General features: G+C 69.3%; 22 protein-coding genes and 1 pseudogene. 20 read left to right on the top strand and 3 right to left on the bottom strand.

The features are described from left to right. Positions 1 to 66: 66 nt before the first annotated feature. The 15 genes from BQ8008_RS05730 (at position 67) to BQ8008_RS05660 (ending at position 16,678) form a co-directional block, all read left to right on the top strand. Complete coding sequence (locus tag BQ8008_RS05730) at positions 67 to 1,026, top strand: NAD kinase (protein WP_234415453.1); 960 nt, start codon at positions 67 to 69, stop codon at positions 1,024 to 1,026. Continuing rightward, a complete protein-coding gene (locus tag BQ8008_RS05725) occupies positions 1,023 to 2,729 on the top strand; it encodes a DNA repair protein RecN (protein ID WP_108833177.1) in 1,707 nt (568 codons plus the stop codon). The genes BQ8008_RS05730 and BQ8008_RS05725 overlap by 4 nt, the downstream gene beginning before the upstream one ends. Next, the gene (steA, locus tag BQ8008_RS05720; protein WP_108833176.1) at positions 2,726 to 3,931 is read left to right on the top strand and encodes a putative cytokinetic ring protein SteA; all 1,206 of its coding nucleotides are present in this window, start codon (positions 2,726 to 2,728) and stop codon (positions 3,929 to 3,931) included. The genes BQ8008_RS05725 and steA overlap by 4 nt, the downstream gene beginning before the upstream one ends. 57 nt (positions 3,932 to 3,988) lie before the next feature. Beyond that, positions 3,989 to 4,918: a copper transporter gene (locus BQ8008_RS05715; protein WP_108833175.1), complete on the top strand. Its 930-nt coding sequence runs from the start codon at positions 3,989 to 3,991 to the stop codon at positions 4,916 to 4,918. A 107-nt stretch (positions 4,919 to 5,025) separates the two neighbouring features. Then, on the top strand, positions 5,026 to 5,964 hold the full coding sequence (locus tag BQ8008_RS05710; RefSeq protein ID WP_108833174.1) for a hypothetical protein: 939 nt from the start codon (positions 5,026 to 5,028) through the stop codon (positions 5,962 to 5,964). Beyond that, complete coding sequence (gene murJ / locus BQ8008_RS05705) at positions 5,964 to 7,640, top strand: murein biosynthesis integral membrane protein MurJ (protein WP_108833173.1); 1,677 nt, start codon at positions 5,964 to 5,966, stop codon at positions 7,638 to 7,640. Before BQ8008_RS05710 ends, murJ begins: the two co-directional genes overlap by 1 nt. After that, on the top strand, positions 7,637 to 8,800 hold the full coding sequence (locus BQ8008_RS05700) for a glycosyltransferase family 4 protein (RefSeq protein WP_108833172.1): 1,164 nt from the start codon (positions 7,637 to 7,639) through the stop codon (positions 8,798 to 8,800). Before murJ ends, BQ8008_RS05700 begins: the two co-directional genes overlap by 4 nt. A gap of 82 nt (positions 8,801 to 8,882) precedes the next feature. Beyond that, on the top strand, positions 8,883 to 9,596 hold the full coding sequence (locus BQ8008_RS05695; RefSeq protein WP_108833171.1) for an NUDIX domain-containing protein: 714 nt from the start codon (positions 8,883 to 8,885) through the stop codon (positions 9,594 to 9,596). 290 nt (positions 9,597 to 9,886) lie between these two features. Then, a complete protein-coding gene (locus BQ8008_RS05690) occupies positions 9,887 to 10,621 on the top strand; it encodes a helix-turn-helix transcriptional regulator (protein ID WP_108833170.1) in 735 nt (244 codons plus the stop codon). Further along, the gene (gene sufB, locus BQ8008_RS05685) at positions 10,618 to 12,057 is read left to right on the top strand and encodes a Fe-S cluster assembly protein SufB (protein WP_108833169.1); all 1,440 of its coding nucleotides are present in this window, start codon (positions 10,618 to 10,620) and stop codon (positions 12,055 to 12,057) included. Before BQ8008_RS05690 ends, sufB begins: the two co-directional genes overlap by 4 nt. A gap of 86 nt (positions 12,058 to 12,143) precedes the next feature. Continuing rightward, on the top strand, positions 12,144 to 13,415 hold the full coding sequence (locus tag BQ8008_RS05680) for a SufB/SufD family protein (RefSeq protein ID WP_108833168.1): 1,272 nt from the start codon (positions 12,144 to 12,146) through the stop codon (positions 13,413 to 13,415). Positions 13,416 to 13,483: 68 nt separating this feature from the next. Further along, a complete protein-coding gene (gene sufC, locus BQ8008_RS05675) occupies positions 13,484 to 14,233 on the top strand; it encodes a Fe-S cluster assembly ATPase SufC (protein WP_108833167.1) in 750 nt (249 codons plus the stop codon). A 162-nt stretch (positions 14,234 to 14,395) separates the two neighbouring features. Next, positions 14,396 to 15,748: an aminotransferase class V-fold PLP-dependent enzyme gene (locus tag BQ8008_RS05670; protein ID WP_108833166.1), complete on the top strand. Its 1,353-nt coding sequence runs from the start codon at positions 14,396 to 14,398 to the stop codon at positions 15,746 to 15,748. A gap of 2 nt (positions 15,749 to 15,750) precedes the next feature. Beyond that, positions 15,751 to 16,227, top strand: a complete 477-nt coding sequence (sufU, locus tag BQ8008_RS05665) for a Fe-S cluster assembly sulfur transfer protein SufU (RefSeq protein ID WP_108833165.1) — start codon at positions 15,751 to 15,753, stop codon at positions 16,225 to 16,227. Positions 16,228 to 16,282: 55 nt separating this feature from the next. Next, positions 16,283 to 16,678: a metal-sulfur cluster assembly factor gene (locus BQ8008_RS05660; protein WP_108833164.1), complete on the top strand. Its 396-nt coding sequence runs from the start codon at positions 16,283 to 16,285 to the stop codon at positions 16,676 to 16,678. A gap of 104 nt (positions 16,679 to 16,782) precedes the next feature. Here BQ8008_RS05660 and BQ8008_RS13665 read toward each other — a convergent pair whose 3' ends face one another. Both BQ8008_RS13665 and BQ8008_RS13980 read right to left on the bottom strand, forming a co-directional pair. Then, complete coding sequence (locus BQ8008_RS13665; RefSeq protein WP_234415452.1) at positions 16,783 to 17,178, bottom strand: DUF488 domain-containing protein; 396 nt, start codon at positions 17,176 to 17,178, stop codon at positions 16,783 to 16,785. Positions 17,179 to 17,241: 63 nt separating this feature from the next. Beyond that, positions 17,242 to 17,802: pseudogene (locus BQ8008_RS13980) on the bottom strand (TetR/AcrR family transcriptional regulator); the annotation flags it as partial. Positions 17,803 to 17,862: 60 nt separating this feature from the next. Here BQ8008_RS13980 and BQ8008_RS05650 point away from each other — a divergent pair. Beyond that, a complete protein-coding gene (locus BQ8008_RS05650) occupies positions 17,863 to 18,300 on the top strand; it encodes a VOC family protein (protein ID WP_234415250.1) in 438 nt (145 codons plus the stop codon). Between the two features lie 58 nt (positions 18,301 to 18,358). Here BQ8008_RS05650 and BQ8008_RS05645 read toward each other — a convergent pair whose 3' ends face one another. Beyond that, complete coding sequence (locus tag BQ8008_RS05645; protein WP_108833161.1) at positions 18,359 to 19,195, bottom strand: MerR family transcriptional regulator; 837 nt, start codon at positions 19,193 to 19,195, stop codon at positions 18,359 to 18,361. Positions 19,196 to 19,422: 227 nt separating this feature from the next. On the opposite strand from BQ8008_RS05645, the gene BQ8008_RS05640 reads away from it, so the two are divergent. The 4 genes from BQ8008_RS05640 to BQ8008_RS05625 all read left to right on the top strand — a co-directional run bounded on the left by BQ8008_RS05640 (position 19,423) and on the right by BQ8008_RS05625 (position 21,693). Beyond that, complete coding sequence (locus BQ8008_RS05640) at positions 19,423 to 20,172, top strand: hypothetical protein (RefSeq protein ID WP_108833160.1); 750 nt, start codon at positions 19,423 to 19,425, stop codon at positions 20,170 to 20,172. 121 nt (positions 20,173 to 20,293) lie between these two features. Further along, a complete protein-coding gene (locus tag BQ8008_RS05635; protein ID WP_108834715.1) occupies positions 20,294 to 20,632 on the top strand; it encodes an S-adenosylmethionine decarboxylase family protein in 339 nt (112 codons plus the stop codon). Then, the gene (locus BQ8008_RS05630; RefSeq protein WP_108833159.1) at positions 20,629 to 21,396 is read left to right on the top strand and encodes a hypothetical protein; all 768 of its coding nucleotides are present in this window, start codon (positions 20,629 to 20,631) and stop codon (positions 21,394 to 21,396) included. The genes BQ8008_RS05635 and BQ8008_RS05630 overlap by 4 nt, the downstream gene beginning before the upstream one ends. A 51-nt stretch (positions 21,397 to 21,447) precedes the next feature. After that, the gene (locus tag BQ8008_RS05625; RefSeq protein WP_009401877.1) at positions 21,448 to 21,693 is read left to right on the top strand and encodes a DUF350 domain-containing protein; all 246 of its coding nucleotides are present in this window, start codon (positions 21,448 to 21,450) and stop codon (positions 21,691 to 21,693) included. The last annotated feature ends 8 nt before the right edge of the window (positions 21,694 to 21,701 follow it).

The following is a 21,701-nucleotide window of genomic DNA, read 5'->3' as shown; positions in this document are numbered from 1 at the left end:
GCCGGCTGCCCCGAGCCCCCGGAGCAGCCGGCGACGGAACCGCACCACCGGAGGATCTCGCGCGTCATGCTCCTGCAGCGCGACCTCAATGACAAGCCGGTGCCCGTCCCTCGGCCCAGCGCCCCCACGGCCTCAGCCGTGGCCCGGGCCTCGGCCGCGCTGCGCGCCCACGGCGTCGAGCCCGTCGGACCGGAGTGCACCGACCACGTCGACCTTGTACTCGTGCTCGGTGGTGACGGCACGATCCTGCGTGCCTTCGAGATCGCCCGCGAACGCGACATCCCCCTGGTGGGCATCAACACCGGGCATGTCGGCTTCCTGGCCGAGGCCGACCCCGACGGCATCGAGCAGGTCGTTGCCGACCTCGTCGCGGGCCGCTACACGGTCGAGACCCGCACTACCCTGAACGTGGAGGTCGTCTCCCCGGACGGGACGGTCACCCGCGAGTGGGCCCTCAACGAGGCGGCCCTGGAGAAGCGGGACCGCGCCCGCATGCTGGAGGTCGCCATCGGTGTGGACGGCCAGGCCGTCTCCTCCTTCGGCTGCGACGGCCTCATCATGTCCACGCCCACCGGCTCGACCGCCTACGCCTTCTCCTGCGGCGGCCCCGTCATCTGGCCCGAGGTCGAGGCCCTCCTCCTGGTGCCGGTGGCCGCGCACGCCCTGTTCACCCGCCCCTTGGTCCTGGGGCCCGACTCGTGCATGGAGGTCGTCGTCCAGAGAGCGGGCTTCGGAGGCGCCGAGATCTGGTGCGATGGCAGGCGCAGCCTGGACGTGCCCGTCGGCGCCAGGATCCGCGTCAGCCGGGCGGAGCGCCCGGTACGCCTGGCCCGGTTCAACGAGGCCCCCTTCGCCAGCCGCCTGGTGCGCAAGTTCGACCTGCCCGTGGAGGGTTGGAGGGCCTCATCCTCCGCCGACGAAAGCGAGCCGGTCGCGGACACCCCTGCGGATGGGACCACGGACGGGCCTGCCGACCATCCGGCCGAGGCAGCTGCCCAGCAGGCCCTCTCGGGAGGGATGACGTGATCGAGTCCCTGCACATCGAGGACCTCGGTGTCATTGAGGAGGCCGATCTCCCCCTCAGCCGCGGCCTGACCGCCCTGACCGGTGAGACCGGCGCCGGTAAGACGATGGTGCTGACCTCCCTGGGGCTGCTGCTGGGCCAGCGCGCCGAGACCACCATCGTGCGCACGGGCTCCGAGCGCAGCCTGGTCGAGGGCGCCTTCCTCGTCGACCCCGACTCGCGCGCCGCCGCCCGCGCCCTCGAGGCCGGGGCCGACCTCGACGACGACCTCCTCCTGGCCTCGCGCACCGTCCCCTCCACCGGCCGCTCCCGCGCCTACCTGGGAGGACGATCCGTTCCGGCCTCGGTTCTCAGCGAGGTGGGAGGCCGACTGGTCTCCGTCCACGGCCAGGCCGACCAGCTGCGGCTGCGTTCGGCCGCCGCCCAACGCGCCGCCCTGGACTCCCTGGGCGGGGCCGAGCATGCCGCCCTGTGCCGTCGCTACTCCCAGGCCTACCAGGCGCGCAGGCAGGCCGCCCAGGCGCTCGAGGAGTGGCAGGCCTCGGCCCAGGCCCGGGACGCCGAGGTCGCGCAGCTGCGCACCTGGCTCGAGGCCCTAGCAGAGCTCGACCCCCGCAGCGGCGAGGACCGGGACCTGACAGCAGAGGCCGAACGGCTCGACCACGCCGAGGACCTGCGCAGGGCCGCCACCGGGGCCAGCACCGCCCTGAGCGGCGAGGAGTCCGCCACCGGCCAGACACCCGACGTCGTCTCACTCATCGCCTACGCGCAGCGCAGCCTCATGGCCGAGTCCGAGCGCGACCCCGCCCTGGCCGAGCTGGCCGCGCGCACCCAGCGCCTGGGCATCGACGCAGCCGACATCGCCGCCGAGTTGAGCGAGTACCTGTCCTCCTTGAGCGCCGACCCGGCCCGCCTCGCCCACGTCCAGGACCGCCGTGGCGAGCTGGCGCGTGCCTGCCGGGAGATCGGTGGGCCCCAGGAGCAGATCGACGACGTCGACGCCCTCCTGGCCTGGAGCGAGCGCGCCGCCGCGCGCCTGGCCGAGCTCGATGGCCCCCAGGACACCGCCACCGTCCTGGCCGAGCGGCTGGCCACGGCGGAGGAGGAGCTGGCCGACGCCGGCGACGAGCTGAGCCGGGCGCGCCGGCTGCTCGCCGAGCACCTGGAGCAGGCTGTTACCGCCGAGCTGGAGGGCCTGGAGATGAAGGGGGCGCGGCTCGTCGTCGCGCTGAACCGGCTCAACGAGCCCGGGCCCACCGGCGTCGATCTCATCGAAGACGAGGGTGCGGGTGTGGGTCGACGGGCGTGCGGAGGCGGCCGCGCCGCCAGGGAGATCGGCCGGCGCCTGGCGCGCCTGGCGCGTCACCACCAGGTCGTCGTGGTCACGCACCTGGCCCAGGTGGCCGCCTGGGCGGACACCCACCTCGTGGTGCGCAAGGAGACGGTCGCTGACCCGGGTCCCCAGACGGAGGCCCCCGCCGGCTCCACACCCGACCCCACTCTCTGGGAGGCCCCTGAGGAGCCCCGGGAGGATGTGAGAAAGTTCGAGTCGGGACGCACCCGCACGCAGGTCTTCGTCGTCGAAGGCCAGGAGAGAGAACGCGAGCTGGCCAGAATGCTGTCAGGCCACGAGGACTCTCACGCCGCGGTCCGGCACGCCGCTGAGCTTCTCCAGGAAGCAGTCGTGGGACAATCCGGGCCGTGAGGAATCCCTTCCGCAGGAAGCCTGCGTCCGTCTCCGAGCAGCCCAGCGGCGTCGTCCGTGTTGACGCGCGCACCAAGAGGCTCACCAAGCGCCTCCAGCCCGGTGAGATCGCGATCATCGACCACACCGACATCGACCGGGTGGCCGCTGAGGCGCTGGTCGAGTGCGGTCCCTCCGCGGTTCTCAACGCCTCCCCGTCGATCTCCGGACGATACCCGAACCTCGGGCCGGAAATCCTCCTCGACGCCGGCATCCTGCTCGTGGACGACCTGGGCCCCGACGTTATGCGTCTGCACGACGGTCAGCGCATCGCCATCGAGGACGGCACCGTGCGCATCGAGGGCAAGGAGCAGGTCGTCGCCGAGGGCTCGGTCCAGACCAAGGAGACCGTCTCAGACGCCATGGAGGCGGCCCAGAAGGGGCTGGCCGTCCAGCTCGAGGCCTTCGCCGCCAACACCATGGAGTACATGCGCGGCGAGTGGGACCTGCTCCTCAACGGCGTCGGCATGCCCACGCTGTCCACGCAGATGAGCGGCAAGCACGTCCTGGTCGTCGTGCGCGGCTACTCCTACAAGGAGGACCTTCAGGCGCTCAAGCCCTACATCCGCGAGTACAAGCCCGTCATCATCGGCGTCGACGGTGGTGCCGATGCCGTCCTGGAGGCCGGATTCAAGCCGGCCATGATCGTGGGCGACATGGACTCCGTGTCGGACAAGGCGCTCACCTGCGGCGCCGAGATCGTTGTCCACGCCTACCGCGACGGGCGGGCCCCGGGGCTGGCCCGCGTCGAGGAGCTCGAGGTTGACCACCACGTCTTCGCCGCCACCGGCACCAGCGAGGACATCGCCATGCTCATGGCCGACGAGGCCGGTGCCGAGATCATCGTCGCCCTGGGGACGCACGCCACCCTGCTGGAGTTCCTCGACAAGGGGCGCGCCGGCATGTCCTCGACCTTCCTGACCCGGCTCAAGGTCGGTGGCCGCCTCATCGACGCCAAGGGTGTCTCCCAGCTCTACCGCACCCGCATCTCCGGCTGGTGGCTGCTGCTCCTGGCTTTGTCGGGCACCTTCGCCCTGGCCATCGCCCTCATGGCCACCCCGGGCGGACAGACCTTCCTGGGACTGTCCGGCGCCGTGTGGGACGACATCGTCAACTTCTTCCGCTCACTGGTGGGCCTGGCCCCGAACTCACCCACCGTCTAACGACTCCCGCCCATCCGAGAGGCAGCCCCTCTCACGGTCATCTCCAAGGTCTCAACCATGATCGACTTCCGCTATCACCTGGTATCGCTCATCTCCGTGTTCCTGGCCCTCGCCGTCGGCGTGGTGCTGGGTGCCGGCCCCCTGCAGAACTCGCTGGGGACCGCGCTCAACGACCAGGTCACCGCCCTGCGCGAGGACCGCAACGCCACCCAGACCAAGCTTGAGCAGACCGAGACGGCCGTCAACGAGCGCGACTCCTACATCACCCAGGCCGCTAGCAGCCTCCTGCCCGGAACCCTGGCCTCCAAGAACGTCGCCCTGGTGCTCCTGCCCGAGGCCAAGGCCGAGGACGCCGATGCCGTCGCCACCCAGCTCAAGACCGCCGGCGCCACCGTCACCGGTCGGGTCAGCCTGACCACCACCTGGGTGGACCTGTCCCGCGAGAGCTACCGATCCACCTTCTCCGGCCAGATCCAGGGCAACCTGGGCACTGCCGGCTCCAAGGACGCCAACGGGATCCTGGGGGAGGGGCTCGCCAAGGCGCTCACCGGCAACGACGACTCCTCCCGCGCCCTCATGGACCTGCTGACCGTCGACACCTCCGGCACTCCGTTCGTCACCGTGGACTCCACACCCACCGGGCCGGCGGAGATGATCGTCGTCGTCGGTCCTCGCCCCCAGGCCGCCTCCGCCAAGGGGGCCACGGTCGAGGCCTCCCCGGGGCAGGACCCCAAGGCCTGGGCCAACGCCCTGGCCGGCACGGCATCGCGGGCGACCACGGTCGTCGTCGGATCCGCCGACGGCGATGACAACGTCGTGTCCGTCATCCGCTCCGAGGACGCGAAGGTCACCACCGTCGACTCCGTCGGACAGGTCGCCGCCTCGGTCTCCGCGCCCCTGGCCCTGGCCTCCACCCAGGCAGGAACCATCGCCCACTACGGCTTCGACAAGGGCGCCGACGCCGCCATGCCGCCAGTGACCAAGTAGCGCCGGCGGCCCCGCTCGCCGCGGAGGCTCCAGCGGATCAGAGGATTCGGCCTCGTCAAGGGGCGCCGCCGCGGCGATCGACTCACTGTCTGCCTTAGGCTGAGACCATGGCTGGCACGATCACGCGAGTAGGCACCTGCGCCCGACGCCTGGCGCAGGTGGGGATCAAGGCTGCGGGCGTCACCCTGTCCTGGTCCACCTCCCTGGCGCCCATCGCCCAAGGACTCGAGCGCACCAACTTCCACGGCCGCACCGTGAGCCTGCGCGGAGGCGTCGGGGCCGCGGCCGGGGCCGTCATGGCTGCGATCGAGGTCGGTCGGCTCACGCGCGACGCGTCTGCACCCGCCTTATCGGCCCCGCGCCGCGGCGCACGCGTGGGGCTCGCCGCCACCCTCGCGACGGCGGCCGGAGGGTGCGCCGGACTGGTCGACGACCTCGACGCCGGGGCCCACGACGGTGACGCCCCCGCCAAGGGACTCAAGGGTCACCTGAGCGCCCTCGCCCAGGGGCGTGTCACCACCGGAGTCCTCAAGATCGCCGTCATCGGCTCGGGAGCCCTCATCGGCGGCGTCCTGCTGGCCCGCCACCGCAGCGCAGGCGCCGGCGGGCGCCCCCTGGCCGCGAGCGCCGCCGACGCCGTCTCGAGCGCCGTCGTCATCGCCTCCTGGGCCAACCTCCTCAACCTCCTCGACCTGCGACCCGGCCGGGCCCTCAAGGCCGCCTCCATCGTGAGCGCCCCGCTGCTGGCCACCCCCGGCGCCGACGGCGAGCCCACCCGGCTGCTGGCCGCGGGCACGCTGGGAGTCAGCCTCACGGCCCTGCCGGAGGACCTTCTGGAGAACACGATGCTGGGTGATACCGGGGCCAACGCCGTCGGCGCCCTGCTGGGAACCTCCCTGGCCTGCCACCCCAGGCCGGTGGTGCGTGCCGGAGCCGCCCTGGGCGGCGTGGGCCTCATCCTGATCAGTGAGAAGGTCTCCTTCTCCCGCGTCATCGCAGACACCCCGGTGCTGGCCGCACTCGACGGGCTGGGACGCCGGCCCTGATGGCGTTGCAGCAACGCCGCGGCGGTCTGCTCTCGGTGGCCGGGGGAGTCGCCGGCCTGACCCTGGTCTCCCGTGTCCTGGGCTTCCTGCGCTGGCTCGTTCAGGCCGCCACCGTCGGCACCGGCACGGTGGCCGGTGCCTACACCACAGCCAACCAGCTTCCGAACACCCTCTACGAGGTCGTCGTCGGCGGGGTCCTGGCCGCCACCGTTGTCCCCCTCCTGGCCGCCCCGATCGCCGCGGGCAGGCGCGAGGAGGTCACCGTCACCGCCTCCGGGCTGCTCGGCCTGGTCCTGGCCGTTCTGACCCCGCTGTCCCTGATCCTCATCGTCTTCGCCGCCCCGATCGCCGCCTTCCTCCCCACCTCCCAGGGCGTGGACCCGGCGCTCCAGCATGAGCTCGTCGCGTCTTTCCTGCGCATGTTCGCCCTCCAGGTGCCCATGTACGGGGTGGCGGTCGTCCTCACCGGCGTCCTCCAGGCCCACAACCGCTTCACCTGGCCCGCCCTGACCCCCATGCTCTCCAGCCTCGTGGTCATGGCGACCTACGGCCTCTACGGAGTCCTGGCCGACGGCGCCGACGCGACCGCCTCCGGCCCCGCCCTGCAGGTCCTCGGATGGGGGACCACCCTCGGGGTGGCGGCGCTCAGCCTGCCGCTGCTGTGGCCGGTCCACCAGCTGGGACTGGGGCTGCGCCCCACCCTCAGGCTGGGAGGCGCCCAGGCCCGGCGGGCGCTGCGCCTGGGCGGGGCCGGAGTATGGACGATCCTGGCTCAGCAGCTGAGTGTCCTGGTGGTCCTCGCCCTGGCCCGCTGGGGCGGGCAGACCGGCACGGCAGCCGTCTACCAGTACACGCAGGCCGTCTACGTCCTTCCCTACGCGGTGCTCGCCGTCCCCGTGGCCACCGTCCTCTACCCCCGCCTGACCGCCGCCTTCGACGCCCACGCACGCCAGCAGAAGAGCTCCAGCGCGGACGAGGTCGTCAACGCTCTGGTCGCCACCTCCACGGCTCTGGTCACCGCCGTCGCCGTGGCCGGCACAGCCATACTCCTGGCCGCCAGCGACGCCGCCGAGCGCTTCTTCTCCTTCAAGCAGGTCGACGGGATGGGACAGGCCCTGGCCGTCCTGGCCCCGGGACTGATCGGCTACGCCCTCATCTACCAGGTCACCCGGGTCCTCTTCGCCGCCGACCGCTCGCGGCCGGCCGCCCACGCCACCGCGGCCGGCTGGTTGACCGTGGCGCTGGCCTCCGCCGCCTGCGTGCGTCTCATGGCGCCGTCGGGCGGGGACGGCAGAGCCACCCTCGTCGCACTCGGAGCGGGCACGACCGTCGGGATGACGGTGGCCGGGGTGAGCCTGCTGGCCGTCCTGGCCCGCGTCATGGGAGGCCGGGTCCTGCGCCCGGTTCTGACGACCCTCGTCACGGGGCTCCCGGTGGCCCTTGCCACCGGCCTGGCCGTCCGGGTGGCAACCACCCACGTGGCCTCCCTGACCCTGGCGGTTCTGACCGCCGTGCTGGGAGCCACCGCGGCTGCCGTCACCGTCCTGGCGGCGATCCACCTGGCCGACCGCAGCCTGCTGAGGACCGTGCGCGGCGCCCAGAGGACGGCAACGAATACTGAGAAGGACCCTGAGAAGGGCGCCAAGAAGGACGAGGACGACAAGGAGAGCACATGAGCACCAGCGCCGTCAGCGGCTCGAACGAGGTCGGTGCCCCGCTGGTCCCGGGCACCGGGCGCCTGCGGATCCTCCAGGTCAGCGGATCGGCCGCCGGAGGGGTCCGCGCCCACCTGGCCGACTGCGCCCGGATCCTGGCGTCTGACGGCCACGATGTCATCGTCGAGGCCCCGGCCTCTGTCCTGGACGGGCTGGATGTTGCTCCCGCCCGCGCCGAGCCGCTCGAGATCGGCCCCCGCCCCAGCCTCGGCGACACCCTGGCCGTGGCCAGGCTGCGACGACTGGGACGCCGCGCCCACGCCGTCCACGCCCACGGCCTGCGCGCCGGTGCCCTGGCCGCCCTCGCCCTGGGCCGACGCAGGCGCGGCCGCACCCGGCTGGTCGTGACCCTCCACAACCTCACCGTCGGAGGCCGCCTGACCACCCTGGTAGGGGAGAGGCTCGAACGGCTCATCGCCTCGCGCGCCGACCTCGTCCTAGCCGTCAGCCCCGACCTGGCCGAGCGTGCGAGAGATCTCGGCGCCCCACGCGTCGAGCTCGCCGTCATCCCCGCGGCGGCCCCGCAGTCGCGTTCCGAACCGGCGTCCCCTGCCCCGGCAGCACTGGAGGACGTCTGGCCGCAGGACAGTGCCCGCGTCCTGACCGTCGCCCGCCTGGCCCCGCAAAAGGGTCTGCCTCTGCTGCTCGACGCCGCCTCGATCCTGGCCCGCGACGTCGAGGCCGGCCACCTGCCCGCCTTCACCTGGGCCGTCGCCGGAGACGGGCCCGGCAAGGCCGAGGCCGCAGAACGTATCGCCGCCGAGCGCCTTCCAGTGAGCCTCCTGGGCCGGCGCACCGACGCAACCGGTCTCATGGAAGATGCCGACGTCGTCGTCCAGACCAGCCTGTGGGAGGGCCAGCCCCTCACCATCCAGGAGGCCCTGCGCGCCGGCGTCGCGATCGTGGCCACCGACGTCGGCGGCACCGCTGTCAGCGCCAGAGGAGGAGCCGTCCTCGTCGCCCCTGAGGCTCACGCCATCGCCGAGGCCCTCGCCGCGATCCTGACCGATCCGAGGGCCCGCACCCGAGCTGCGCAGAGCGCACGCCAGGCGGCCGGGCTCCTACCCGGATCCGAGGATCTGTCGGCCCAGCTGCGTCAGGCGGTTCTTGCCCAGCACTGAGCCGGGCAGCCCCGAGCGGTAGCATCGTTGGTGCCAAGGCGCCTATCAACCACCGTGCCAGCAGCGAGAAGAGGAGCCAATCGTGGACGACCCGGTGACAGGGACCCGCGGGAGCAACGGCTACGAGAACGGCCTCGCCGACGAGCGCGAACCGGACCGGGAGCTGATCTCCAGCGAGCGGGTCTGGAACGGCCCGATCTTCGCGGTCGACGCCGACCACGTGCGCCTGGGCCCCGGTCAGGAGCCGGTCGCCCGCCAGGTCGTCGTCCACCACGACGCCGTCGCCGTCGTCGCCCTGCGCGAAGGGGCCGAATCCTCCCAGGCCGACGACGCCCCGGAGATTCTCATGGTCCGCCAGTACCGCCATCCCGTGCGCGCCTGCCTGTGGGAGATCCCCGCCGGCCTGCTCGACGTCCCCGGCGAGGCCCCGGTGATCGCCGCCGCCCGCGAGCTCGCCGAGGAGACCGACTACACCGCGGCCACCTGGAACACCCTGGCGGAGTTCTACGCCTCACCCGGCTTCACCACCGAGGGGGCCCGGATCTTCCTCGCCCAGGACCTGAGCCTGCTGCCCGAGGACCAGTGCACTCCTCGTGAGGCCGAGGAGGCCGAGTTCGTACCCACCTGGGTGCGCCTGGATGAGGCCGTCGACGCCGTCATGGACGGACGCCTGCACAATCCCTCCACCGTGCTCGGAGTCCTGGCCACGGCCCAGGCCCGCGCTCGCGGCTGGGCCGAGCTGCGCCCTGCCGACGCCCCCTGGCTGCGCAGCCCCGAGAGCCTTGAGGCAGGGTAGAGGTCTACGACGACCAACTAGTTAGGTATTCCTAGGTAAGGGTTACCTTTGATTAGGTGGCGTGTTCAATCCCACCTCGCGACGCCCCGTCACGAACTTGCCAGCGTTGAATTCGGCAAGCATGATCTTGGTTAAACTCGTGGCACGACGACCAGCGACGCCCCGCAGCCGATCCTGAAGCCAGCCCTCGGGCTGGTTCGCGGACTCCATCGGCCAGCAAGGACGTGGTCGAACCGACCGCGATGTGGTCAGACCGTGAGGCGTCGTCAGCGACTAGGGGAGGAGCAGTCATGACACAGAGCGACGATGACTCTACCCGGGCGCGCGTTCTCGACCTCATCGCTGAAAAGGGGCCGGTTTCGGCGGCCCAGCTCGCCAAGGTCCTGAGCCTGACGCCTGCCGCGGTACGCAGGCACATCACCGCATTGGAGGACGCCGAGCAGATCGAGGTCCATACACCGGCCCTCACGGGGAAGCGCGGCCGCGGCCGCCCCGCTCGGCACTACGTCCTCACGCCCAAGGCCCGTACGTCCTTCGCGGAGGGGTACTCCGACCTGGCCAACCGTGCCCTGCACTACCTGTCCCAGGTCGCCGGTGACAAGGCTGTCGACTCCTTCGCCGCTGCCCGCGGTCGCGACCTGGAGCGCCGCTACGCCGCCGTCGTCGAGTCGGCCGGCAAGGACCCCTCCGAGCGGGCCCGTGCCCTGGCCGACGCCCTGACTCTCGACGGGTACGCGGCCTCCGTGCGCGACGTCGGTGACGGCTCCTTCGCCGTCCAGCTGTGCCAGGGCAACTGCCCGGTGCGTGACGTCGCTGGGGAGTTCCACGAGCTGTGCGACGCCGAGACGCAGGCGATCTCCCGTCTCGTCGGCGTCCCCGTCCAGCGTCTGGCCACCCTGGCCGGAGGCGAGCACGTCTGTACCACCCACATTCCCATCGCCATGCCCGCGCTGCGCAAGCGCGCGGTGCGGGCGGCGGCTAAGACGCGAGGCCTTGAGACCAAGCGAATGGAAGGAACCCGATGACACTGCCAACAACCGAGACTGCGCGTAGCACCGACGACGAGATCATCGACTCGATCTCAACGAGCTACGACTTCGGCTGGCACGACTCCGACGAGGCCGGTGAGAACGCCAAGCGAGGCCTTGATGAGCAGGTGGTCCGCGAGATCTCCGCCATCAAGGAGGAGCCCGAGTGGATGCTCGCCAAGCGGCTCAAGGCCTACTCCACCTTCGAGCGCAAGCCCATGCCCACCTGGGGCGTGGACCTGTCCCAGCTCGACATGGACGCCGTCAAGTACTACGTGCGCTCCACGGATCGGCCGGCCAACTCCTGGGAGGACCTGCCCGAGGACATCAAGAACACCTACGACCGCATCGGCATCCCCGAGGCCGAGCGCGAGCGCCTTGTGGCGGGAGTCGCCGCCCAGTACGAGTCGGAGGTCGTCTACCACCAGATCCGCGGTGACCTGGAGGAGCAGGGGGTCATCTTCGTCGACACCGACACCGCCGTGCGCGAGTACCCCGAGCTCGTCAAGGAGTACTTCGGTACCGTGGTGCCCGCCGGTGACAACAAGTTCGCCGCCCTCAACACCGCCGTGTGGTCCGGAGGCTCCTTCATCTACGTCCCCAAGGGCGTCCACGTCGAGATCCCGCTCCAGGCCTACTTCCGCATCAACACCGAGAACATGGGCCAGTTCGAGCGCACGCTCATCATCGCCGACGAGGACTCCTACGTCCACTACGTCGAGGGCTGCACGGCCCCCATCTACTCCACCGACTCCCTGCACTCGGCGATCGTGGAGATCGTGGTCAAGAAGAACGCCCGCGTGCGCTACACGACCATCCAGAACTGGTCCAACAACGTCTACAACCTCGTGACCCAGCGCGCCACCTGCGAGGAGGGCGCCACCATGGAGTGGGTCGACGGCAACATCGGCTCCAAGCGGAACATGAAGTACCCGGCCGTCTTCCTCATGGGTCCCCACGCCCGCGGCGAGGCCCTGTCCATCGCCTTCGCCGGTGCGGACCAGCACCAGGACACCGGTGCCAAGATGGTGCACATGGCGCCTCACACCTCCAGCCACATCGTCTCCAAGTCGATCGCCCGCCATGGAGGACGCAGCGCCTACCGCGGCCTGGTGCAGATCATGAAGAACGCCCGCCACTCCAAGTCCAATGTGCTGTGCGACGCGCTCCTGGTTGACGAGATCTCCCGCTCGGACACCTACCCCTACGTCGACGTGCGCACCGACGACGTCGAGATGGGACACGAGGCCACCGTCTCCAAGGTGAGCGCCGACCAGCTCTTCTACCTCATGCAACGGGGCCTGACCGAGACCGAGGCCATGGCCACGATCGTGCGCGGCTTCGTCGAGCCCATCGCCCGCGAGCTACCCATGGAGTACGCCCTCGAGCTCAACCGGCTCATCGAGCTGCAGATGGAGAACTCGGTGGGCTGAACAGCCCGATGCGCCGAATCGTCCACTCAAGCCTTCGACCCATATCTGACACCACCGGCCGGATACCGGCCAAGGAGCACCCCCACATGCCTGACCTCTCCACCGATCACTCGAGCGCCACGCTCGAGGGCGCCCACTCCCACGGCGGGCCGCGCTACGTCTCCTCACGTGCCGACCGCCCCACCTCCTTCGACCCCGCCGACATCCCGGTGCCGCGCGGACGCGAGGAGGAGTGGCGCTTCACGCCCATGAAGCGCTTCGCCCCACTGTTCGACCTGGACGCCGTCCGCGCGGCCACCGCCGCCGGCACGGCTGACATCGATGCCGGTGCCGTACGTGTTGAGGCCGACCTGCCCGAGGGCGCACGCCTTGAGACCGTCCCGCGCAGCGACGCCCGCATCGGCACCGTGGGCGCCCCGGTCGACCGCACCGGGGTCACCGCCTGGAACGCCGCCGAGACCGCCACCGTGCTGACGCTCAAGGCCGGCGCTGAGCTGGACAGGGCCGCCCGGCTGGCCATCATCGGCCAGGACCCGGAGCTCGCCCGCCCCACCGCCCAGCACATCCTCGTCGCCGCCGAGCCCGGTGCGAAGGGAACCGTCGTCCTCGACCACACCGGCACCGCCGCCCTGACCCAGGGTGTCGAGGTGACGGTCGCCGACGGCGCCGAGCTCACCCTGGTGACCGTTCAGGACTGGGAGGACGCCGCCGTCCACGCCTCCAACCACCGGGTGCGGGTCACCGGCCGGGGCGTCCTCAAGCACGTCGTCGTCAGTCTCGGCGGAGACGTGCGCATCTGCCCCGACCTGGGCTTCGCCGGCGAGGGCGGGCACATCGACGCCTACGGCGTCTATTTCACCGACGCCGGCCAGCACCAGGAGCACCGTCCCTACGTCGCCCACACCGAGCCCCACTGCTACTCCCGCGTCACCTACAAGGGAGCGCTGCAGGGCGAGGGCGCGCACGCCGTGTGGGTGGGGGACTGCCTCATCGGCGCGGCCGCCCGCGGCACCGACACCTACGAGCTCAACCGCAACCTCGTCCTGACCGAGGGGGCCAAGGCCGACTCCGTGCCGAACCTGGAGATCGAGAACGGCAACATCGAGGGTGCCGGCCACGCCAGCGCCACCGGCCGCTTCGACGACCTACAGCTGTTCTACCTGCGGGCCCGCGGCATCCCCGAGGCCGAGGCCCGTCGCCTCGTGGTCCTGGGCTTCTTCAACGAGATCGTCGCCGAGATCGGTGTCGGCGAGGTCGAGGATCGCCTCATGGCCGCCATCGAGAAGGAGCTCGAGCTCACCGGCCTCATCGCCGCCCGCACCGACCAGGACCCCGCCGCCGCACCGGCAGCCGAGTGACAGGCCGGACCCTCACAGCGGTCCACCCACTCGTCACCAGACCCATCACCAGCTGAAAGAAACGTCGCATGAGCACTCTGCAGATCAAGAACCTCCACGTCCACGTGGCCACCAACGACGGCCCCAAGCCCATCCTCAAGGGAGTCGACCTGACCATCGACTCCAACCAGGTGCACGCCATCATGGGGCCCAACGGCTCGGGCAAGTCCACCCTGGCCTACTCCATCGCCGGCCACCCCGATTACGAGGTCACCGACGGCGAGGTTCTGCTCGACGGCGTCGACCTGCTTGAGATGAGCGTGGACGAGCGGGCCCGCGCCGGCCTCTTCCTGGCCATGCAGTACCCCGTCGAGGTCCCCGGCGTCTCCGTGGCCAACTTCCTGCGCACCGCCAAGACCGCCATCGACGGCCAGGCCCCCAAGGTGCGCCAGTGGGTCGGCGAGGTCAACCAGGCCATGAAGAACCTGCGCATGGACCCCTCCTTCTCCCAGCGCGACGTCAACACAGGCTTCTCCGGCGGCGAGAAGAAGCGATTCGAGATCCTCCAGATGGAGCTGTTCCGCCCTCGCTTCGCCGTCCTGGACGAGACCGACTCCGGCCTGGACGTCGACGCCCTGCGTATCGTCTCCGAGGGCGTCAACCGTCTCCACGACGAGTCCGACGCCGGCTTCCTGCTCATCACCCACTACACGCGCATCCTGCGCTACATCAAGCCCGACTACGTCCACGTCTTCGTCGACGGCCGCGTGGCCGAGGCCGGCGGCCCCGACCTGGCCGACCGTCTGGAGGAAGAGGGCTACGACCGCTACCTCGCCTGACCGGTCTCACCCGTGCCGGGGCCGACGACGGCGCGCCGCGCATGATCCCGTCGTCGTCGCCCCCGGCACTGAAGAAGTGGGACTAAGGTTCCACATGACCTCGGAGTCCAGCCGCCCCCGAGCACATCGCGCAACGCTCGCATCGAATCGGAAAGGCACGTCATGACCCAGTCCACCGCCCCGTCCACCTGGGCGCCTTCCACCATCGCGCTCAGTGCCGAGGAGGTCGCCGCGATCCGCGCCGGCTTCCCCTACCTTGAGCGGCCCGCCCGTAACGGTGAGCCACTGGCCTACCTGGACTGGGCCGCCACGAGCCAGAAACCGGCCGGCGTCATTGCCGCCGAAGCTGACTTCCACCGCACCTCCAACGGCGCGGCGGGGCGCTCGACCTACCAGCTCGCCGACGAGGCCACGGCCACCTTCGAGGACGCTCGCGACGCCGTGGCCGCCTTCGTCGGCGCCCGTGGCAGCGAGCTCGTCTTCACGAAGAACGCCACCGAGGCCATCAACCTCGTCGCCCTGGCCATCGGGCACGCCAGCCTGGGCCGGTCGGCCGCCCGCGGCGGCGGACCGGCTGCGGCCGACGACGTGGCCAGGCGCCTGGTCATCGGTGAAGGCGATGAGGTCGTCGTCACCCGGGCCGAGCACCACGCCAACCTGGTGCCCTGGCAGGAGCTGTGCGCCCGTACCGGCGCCACCATGCGATGGCTGGACCTGACCGAGGACGGGCGCATCGACATCGCAACGCTGGACGTCATCTCCGAGCGCACCCGCGTCCTGGCCCTGACCCACGCCTCCAACGTCACCGGTGCGATCAGCCCACTCGACCTCATCCTGCCGCGCGCCCAGCAAGCCGGTGCGCTCGTCGTCCTGGACACCTGCCAGTCGGCGGCCCACCTCCCGCTGGACTTCCGCGCACTGAAGGCCGCCGGCGTGGACGCCATGGTGCTCTCCAGCCACAAGATGCTCGGCCCCACCGGTATCGGCGCGCTCGTGGCCACCGAGGAGCTACTGGCGGCGATGCCGCCGGTGCTCACCGGAGGCTCGATGATCGAGGTCGTCACCATGGAGTCGTCGACCTATATGAGCGGCTCGCCCCGCTTCGAGGCCGGCAGCCAGCCTCTGGCGCAGGCCGCCGGGTGGCACACGGCCGTGGACTACCTGGCGAGCATCGGCCTGGACCGGCTCCACGCCACCGAGCAGGTCCTGACCCGGCAGGTTCTTGACGGCCTTGCCCAGGTTCCCGGCCTGCACCCGGTGGGCCCCGCCGATACCACCGACCGGCTCGGAGTGGTCGCCTTCTCCATCGAGGGGGTCCACCCGCACGACGTCGGGCAGGTTCTCGACGCTGCCGGTGTCGCCGTACGCACCGGGCACCACTGCGCCCAGCCGATCCATCAGCACTTCGGCGTCCACGCCTCCTCACGCCTGTCCTTCGGCGCGTGCTCCACGCCCGAGGAGGTGGACCGCTTCCTGTCCGCCATCGCCGACGTCCGACGCTACTTCCAGAGGTGAGCATGAACGAACTCGACCAGCTCTACCAGCAAGTCATCCTCGACCACTCCCGTGAGCGTCACGGCTCCGGTGCCCTCGACGCCCCGGACGCCACCAGCCACCAGGTGAACCCCACCTGCGGTGACGAGGTGACCCTGGGTGTGCGCGTCAAGGACGGCAGGATCGAGGCTGTCGGCTGGGAGGGGGACGGATGCTCGATCTCCCAGGCCTCCATCTCGGTGATGCACGACCTCGTCGACGGCGCCGACCTGGCCACTGTCGCCCGACTCGAGGCCGACTTCGACACCCTCATGCACTCACGCGGCAAGGGTGTCGACGACGCCGTCCTGGACGATCTCGAGGACGGTGCCGCCTTCGAGGGGGTCTCGAAGTACCCCAACCGCGTCAAGTGCGCCCTGCTGGGCTGGATGGCTCTCAAGGATGCACTGGCCAAGTCCGGTGTCGCCTTACCCGCTGTCGAGCGGACAGACCCCGAGTAACCCGGCCGTCCCACTGCCTGACCACCGTCTGACCTCCGAGGAAGAAGGAGAAGCCATGAGCGAGAACCCCAGGGGGGTGCCGGCCGCCGCCGACAACCCCATGGCCGCCCAGCACACACCGGCCGTCGTTGCCGGCACCGAGGGCGTCGACGTCGCCGCCGTCGAGGAGGCGCTGCGCGACGTCATCGACCCCGAGCTCGGTATCAACGTCGTTGACCTCGGCCTGCTCTACGGGGTGTCGATCGAGCCCGACGGGACCGTCGTGCTCGACATGACCCTGACGACCGCTGCCTGCCCGCTGACCGATGTCATTGAGGAGCAGGCCCAGCAGGCCCTGTCCCTCATCGCTGACAAGGTCCGCATCCAGTGGGTGTGGCTGCCGCCGTGGGGGCCGGACAAGATCACCCCCGAGGGCCGCGAGCAGCTGCGCGCCCTGGGCTTCAACGTCTGAGGTCGGGCTGAGAGACAACTGCTGGCCTGTTCCTGAGTGGCCCGTGCACCGGAGATCGGTGCACGGGCCACCACATCGTTAGAGGGACAGAGTTACGACGGAAGTCAGGACAGGTCCTCCTCGACGCCGAGGACGGCCTCGCGCAGGACGCGCGCGTGGCTGTGGACGTGGTCGTGACCGGCGAACAGGAGCGTCACCCGTCCCTTGAGGGCCTTGTCGCGCAGGTGCTCGACGGCGGCAGCCGCCTCGGGCCGCTCGGTGAGCTCTGCCCGGTAGGCGTCGACGAACTGGGGCCAGGGCATCTCCCCGTGGTGGAAGGCACGGCGCAGCTCGGTGGTGGGGGTGGCGTCCTTGGCCCACTCATCCAGGTCTGCGCGATCCTTGGAGATGCCCCGGGGCCAGAGCCGGTCCACCAGGACCCGTGCTCCGTCCTCGGGGTTGGGCTCCTCGCGGATGCCTTTGAGGACCACGTCGTCTGAAGAAGGAAGCCGCCCGCTCATGCCTTCCACGCTACCCGCCTCCGCTGCCGGTGCGATCCCATCGGCCCGCAGTGGACCGAGCATGCACTGCAATGCATCCATGGTGTCTTTCAGCGCCGTTGGCGAGTCGGTCTCAGCAAGCCACAACGCGGCCTCGTTCATTGCACCGGACAGCAGATGAACGACGGGTTCCACCGGCCGGGAGACGAGGATGCCATCCTCCATGAGGCTGGTCAGCACCTCCGTCAGGAGCCTCTCGGAGCATGCCCCGTCCATCTTCTTCCACTCGCGCCACCCCAGCACCGTCGGCGCGTCAATGAGCATGATCTGCCGGATCTCGGGATGGCTGTAGGAGGCAAGAAACGCCTCGCAGCCTGCGACGAGCTCCTTCCATGGATCCGCGCATGGCTGGGCCGCGGCCTGAACCCGGTCAGCGACCTCCTGCTGCACCTGCCGAAGGACTGCGAGGAAGAGATCCTTCTTGCCGGCGAACTGATGGTAGAGCGCGCCCTTGGTCAGTCCCAGAGCATCCACGACGTCACTCAAGCGCACCGAGGCGTAGCCCTCAGCGGCGAAGCGCTGCCGAGCCTCGGCGATGAGCGCCGTCTCGGTCGCCTCGCGCTGAGCCCGACGAGTTCCGGGCATGCATCCTCCGATCATTGACATACTGAGAGTATGTGAAATGCTTGGGCGTACCCATAGTATGTGAATCATTCGCTGACGCTCAGGAGGTCAGATATGCGTTTGCGAGACCATTACCCGATCGTCGTCACCGCGCAGAAGGAGGAGTCGCGAGACTTCTGGCAGCGTTACCTAGGTTTTCGTACCGTCTTCGACAGCTCCTGGTTCACCCTGATGGCGCACGACGGCGCGTCGATCGCCTTCATGACGCCTGACCACCCGTCCGCCCCGCCCGGATCGAAGACCTTCACCGGGCGCGGTGTGTGCTTCGAGCTGGAGGTCGACGACGTCGACAAGGCCCACGCGGAGCTGACTGGCAAAGGGGCATCGGTGACGTATCCGCTGAGTGACGAGCCCTTTGGCCAGCGCCGGTTCGGGTTTGCCGACCCCTGTGGGTTGTGGATCGACGTCGTTGAGCAGATCGAGCCGGAGGCCGGCTACTGGGAGCGGTATATGCAGTGAACGCCGAGTTGCTGAATGCTGATCAGAGCGCGGCTGATCGCAGAGCGACCACCAGCCGTCAATCCTTGCGCCATCGAACGACCGCCGCGAGGAACTCCCGTTTCAGGGCCCGGGCGAGTCGTGCATCGGGGTATCCGGTAGTGGCAATGAGGCGGAAGAGTGAATGCACCGCCTCGGTGTCGACGCTGGCCGCCAGGGCCGCAAGGCGGGCAGGCGTCAGCTGGGCCTCCATACGGGAGACCATGACCTGTGCGCGCTGCTCAATCTGCGTGTCCGACAGCTTGGCAGGATCTTGCGAGTAGAGCGCTAGCGACTCGGCGTCGTAGCGAGGATCCGGATCGACGAAGAGGAACTCTGCCTCCGGCGGCATCTGACCGCGGTAGCAGGCCAGGTCGGTCAGGTCCCGCTCCTTGCGCACAGCGCAGCGGGTGGCCTCATCGGGAGCGGCCTGCTCCAGCCGGTCGAAGAAGGCCGCCATACGCGGGGACATCGGTGAGACCGTCGCCCCAGTCCTGGCTCGCTCCAGCAGACCGGCGAGCATGTCTCTCTGTCCGGTGACCTCAGCCAGATGCTCCTCGACGGCAATCAGTGCCTCGGCGAGGTCCTCGACAACGGAACCGGTCGCTGGACGCGCTCCAGCCGCTCCGGCCGTGGGTGCGTCGTCGGTCTGCTCGACGCCGGTCGCCTCGGGCTCGTCGAGGACGCGTTTGATGGTCTCCAGGGACACACCGGCCTGGACCAGCCAACGGATCCGGGAGAGCCGGGCCACGTGACCCAGGTCGTAGTCGCGCCAGCCGCCACGTTCACCGGGAACCGGCAGCAGCCCCAGCGAGTGGTAGTAGCGCACCGTGCGCACCGTCGTCCCGGTCAGCCCGGCGATCTCTGCAACGCGCATGGGGACAGTCTCACACGGCACCTGGATCCTGATTCTCGTACCGCCCCCATGGGGCGGGCCGGATTCTGATCCGCTGGGTTCCGCTTGGCGGGGTCAGACCATGGGGAGCGCGAACCGTTTGCCGGGCCCCACCGACGTTGCTACTGTGCCCGCGTGATGACAGGCGAATCAGACTTCGACGGTGGCAGGGCTGCACCGTCTCGCCCGTCGCAGATGGGAGGGGTCTGGTGAGCGGTACGCGGGCCAATCTTCAGGTTGGCGAGATGCTTCAGGGAAGTGCGGGCAACCTGTCGGTCAGAGGCTGCCTGCTGTTCAAGGAGTGGGATACCCAGGATCGCTGCTTCTACTACTGGGAGGAGTGGCAGCTCATCGGTGGCAGCAACGCCGATACCTGGGTCGAGCTTGACCACGACCCCGGTGAGATCCTCTTCTACGAACCCGTTCGTCTCCAGGAGACGATTGAGCCGTGGGCCCTGGCCGTTGGTCAGAGACTGCAGCTGACGATCAATGGTGCCCCGCACCAGGCTCTCGTTGAGGAAGTCACTACCGGCACGCTCGAAAGCGTCATCGGCTCTCCGGTGTGCCCCCTGAACATCGGCGAAACCATGACCTACGTCGAGCTGCGGCTGACGGACCCGGCCGGTGTAACCAGCCGGCTGACCATTGACAGCCACCGTTTCCGTGATCTCCTGGCTTACCGCAAGACCACCCTGTCCAGCGCCCAGCAGAAGCAGCTCTTCGGGCGCGTCCTGTGCAGCAGCCGACCCGTCGGCGGCGGAACGGGCCGGAACATCGGATGCGCCATCGTCGCTGCCATCGTCAGCATCGTGCTCGCCGTCGGGCTGTTCTCCGCTTGCTCCAGCAGCAGTCGTTCCAGCGGTGGAGCCGACTCCACCAGCACCTCGGACTCGAGCTCCTCACGGACCTATCGTCACCGCCCGGTCTACGGAGGCGGCGGAGGCGGAGTTGGCAAGTAGGCCCGCACCCGTCAGCGACGGCGTGCCCGCCATGCGCTCCCGGTACCGGGTGAGCATGAATGGGGACTTCGCCCCGTTTGTCGGGTACCGGCCACGTTGCTACCGTGCTCGCGTGAGTGCGATGAGCCTGTGTTCTGTCAGCTACAAGATCAGTGATGCTGAGCCACACGCGCTCAATGATCTCTCTACCGTTGAGTCGATTCTCCTCGACGCCGCCCGGGAAGCGGGACTGACTGCCGTATCCAGTGCGCACCACCGGTTCGAGCCCCAGGGACTGAGCGCCGTCGTCATCCTCTCCGAGTCGCATATCGCCGCCCACACCTGGCCCGAGTCCGGCACCGGCTACGTGACCCTCACCAGCTGCCGCACATTGACACCCGTGCAGATCGAGGCCGTGGGGGAGATAGTGCGTCGGCGCCTGCGAGCCCGGCAAGTGACCAGCTCCGGGACCACGCTGTGAGCATCAGAGGCGACCTGAGAGTTGGCGAGACGCTTCGGGGTTCCTTGAGGAAGAAGAGTCACTCCTACACCGTCATGGGTCGAATTCTCCTGAAAAGTCGGGATAAAAGAAGTCGGCGCCTCACTCGGTGGGAGCAATGGCGCCTGATCGACGACAACAGCAAGCAGCTCTGGCTTGAGATCAATCGTGACGCCAATGAGGTCATACTTCACGAGCCGGTTCCTATTCAGCCGACGATTGATCCGCTCGCGCTCGAGGTCGGTCAGACCCGGCAGCTGAAGGTCAATGGTCAACCTTATACCGTTGAGGTCAAGGACATATACGGAGCCGATATTGACCATGAGACCGGATCCATCACGCATCTGAGGGGAGCTATCGCCGCGACGACCTGCGTCGAGCTTCATGTCAAGGGTGCGAGGAAGTCGCTCTCCAGCATAGTGATCGATGAGCATCGAAGCCGGGAGCATGAGGCCTACAGCAGAACGGTCCTGTCGCCCTCGCAGCAGTCCAAGGTCTTCGGCAGGACCGTGTCGCGGCCATGGTGGGTTCCCGGCTTCGTGCGAAGGTTCTGCCGGTGGTTCCCAGCGGCGATCTCCGGGGAGAGCGGAAGCTGGTTGACCCCTCTTTTCTGGTTCGTCCTGCTCTTCGGTGTCATGGTGCTTATCGAGTGGATTGATGATGACGGTCTCATTCCATCGGAAGGCGGCTCATTCTTCCGGAACCGCTCAGTCTACGGAGGCGGGGGCGGCGGTGTCGGAAAATAGTGAAGAACTCGGATCCTCATCCTCTCACCGGTCATACATGAAGGAGAAGACATGTCGCTCATGACCATCGCTCACCACTCAACGGTCGACCTCAACTGGCAGTCCCTGCTCAGCACCATCGTCTACGCGGTGCTCGGAGTCGTTCTGCTCATGGTGTTCGCACTGCTCGTCAACCGCATCTTCCGTCTTGATCTCAGGCGCGAGCTCATCGAGGACCAGAACATCGGCCTGGGGCTCGCCTTCGCCGGCACGGCGGTGGCCATCGCCATCATCATCGCGGCCACTATCCTGAGCTGAGCGGCTCA

This window comes from Actinomyces sp. Marseille-P3109 (assembly GCF_900323545.1).
Taxonomy (GTDB): domain Bacteria; phylum Actinomycetota; class Actinomycetes; order Actinomycetales; family Actinomycetaceae; genus Actinomyces.
Note: the sequence above shows the minus strand (reverse complement) of the source record. Positions and strands in the feature narration are given on the sequence as shown.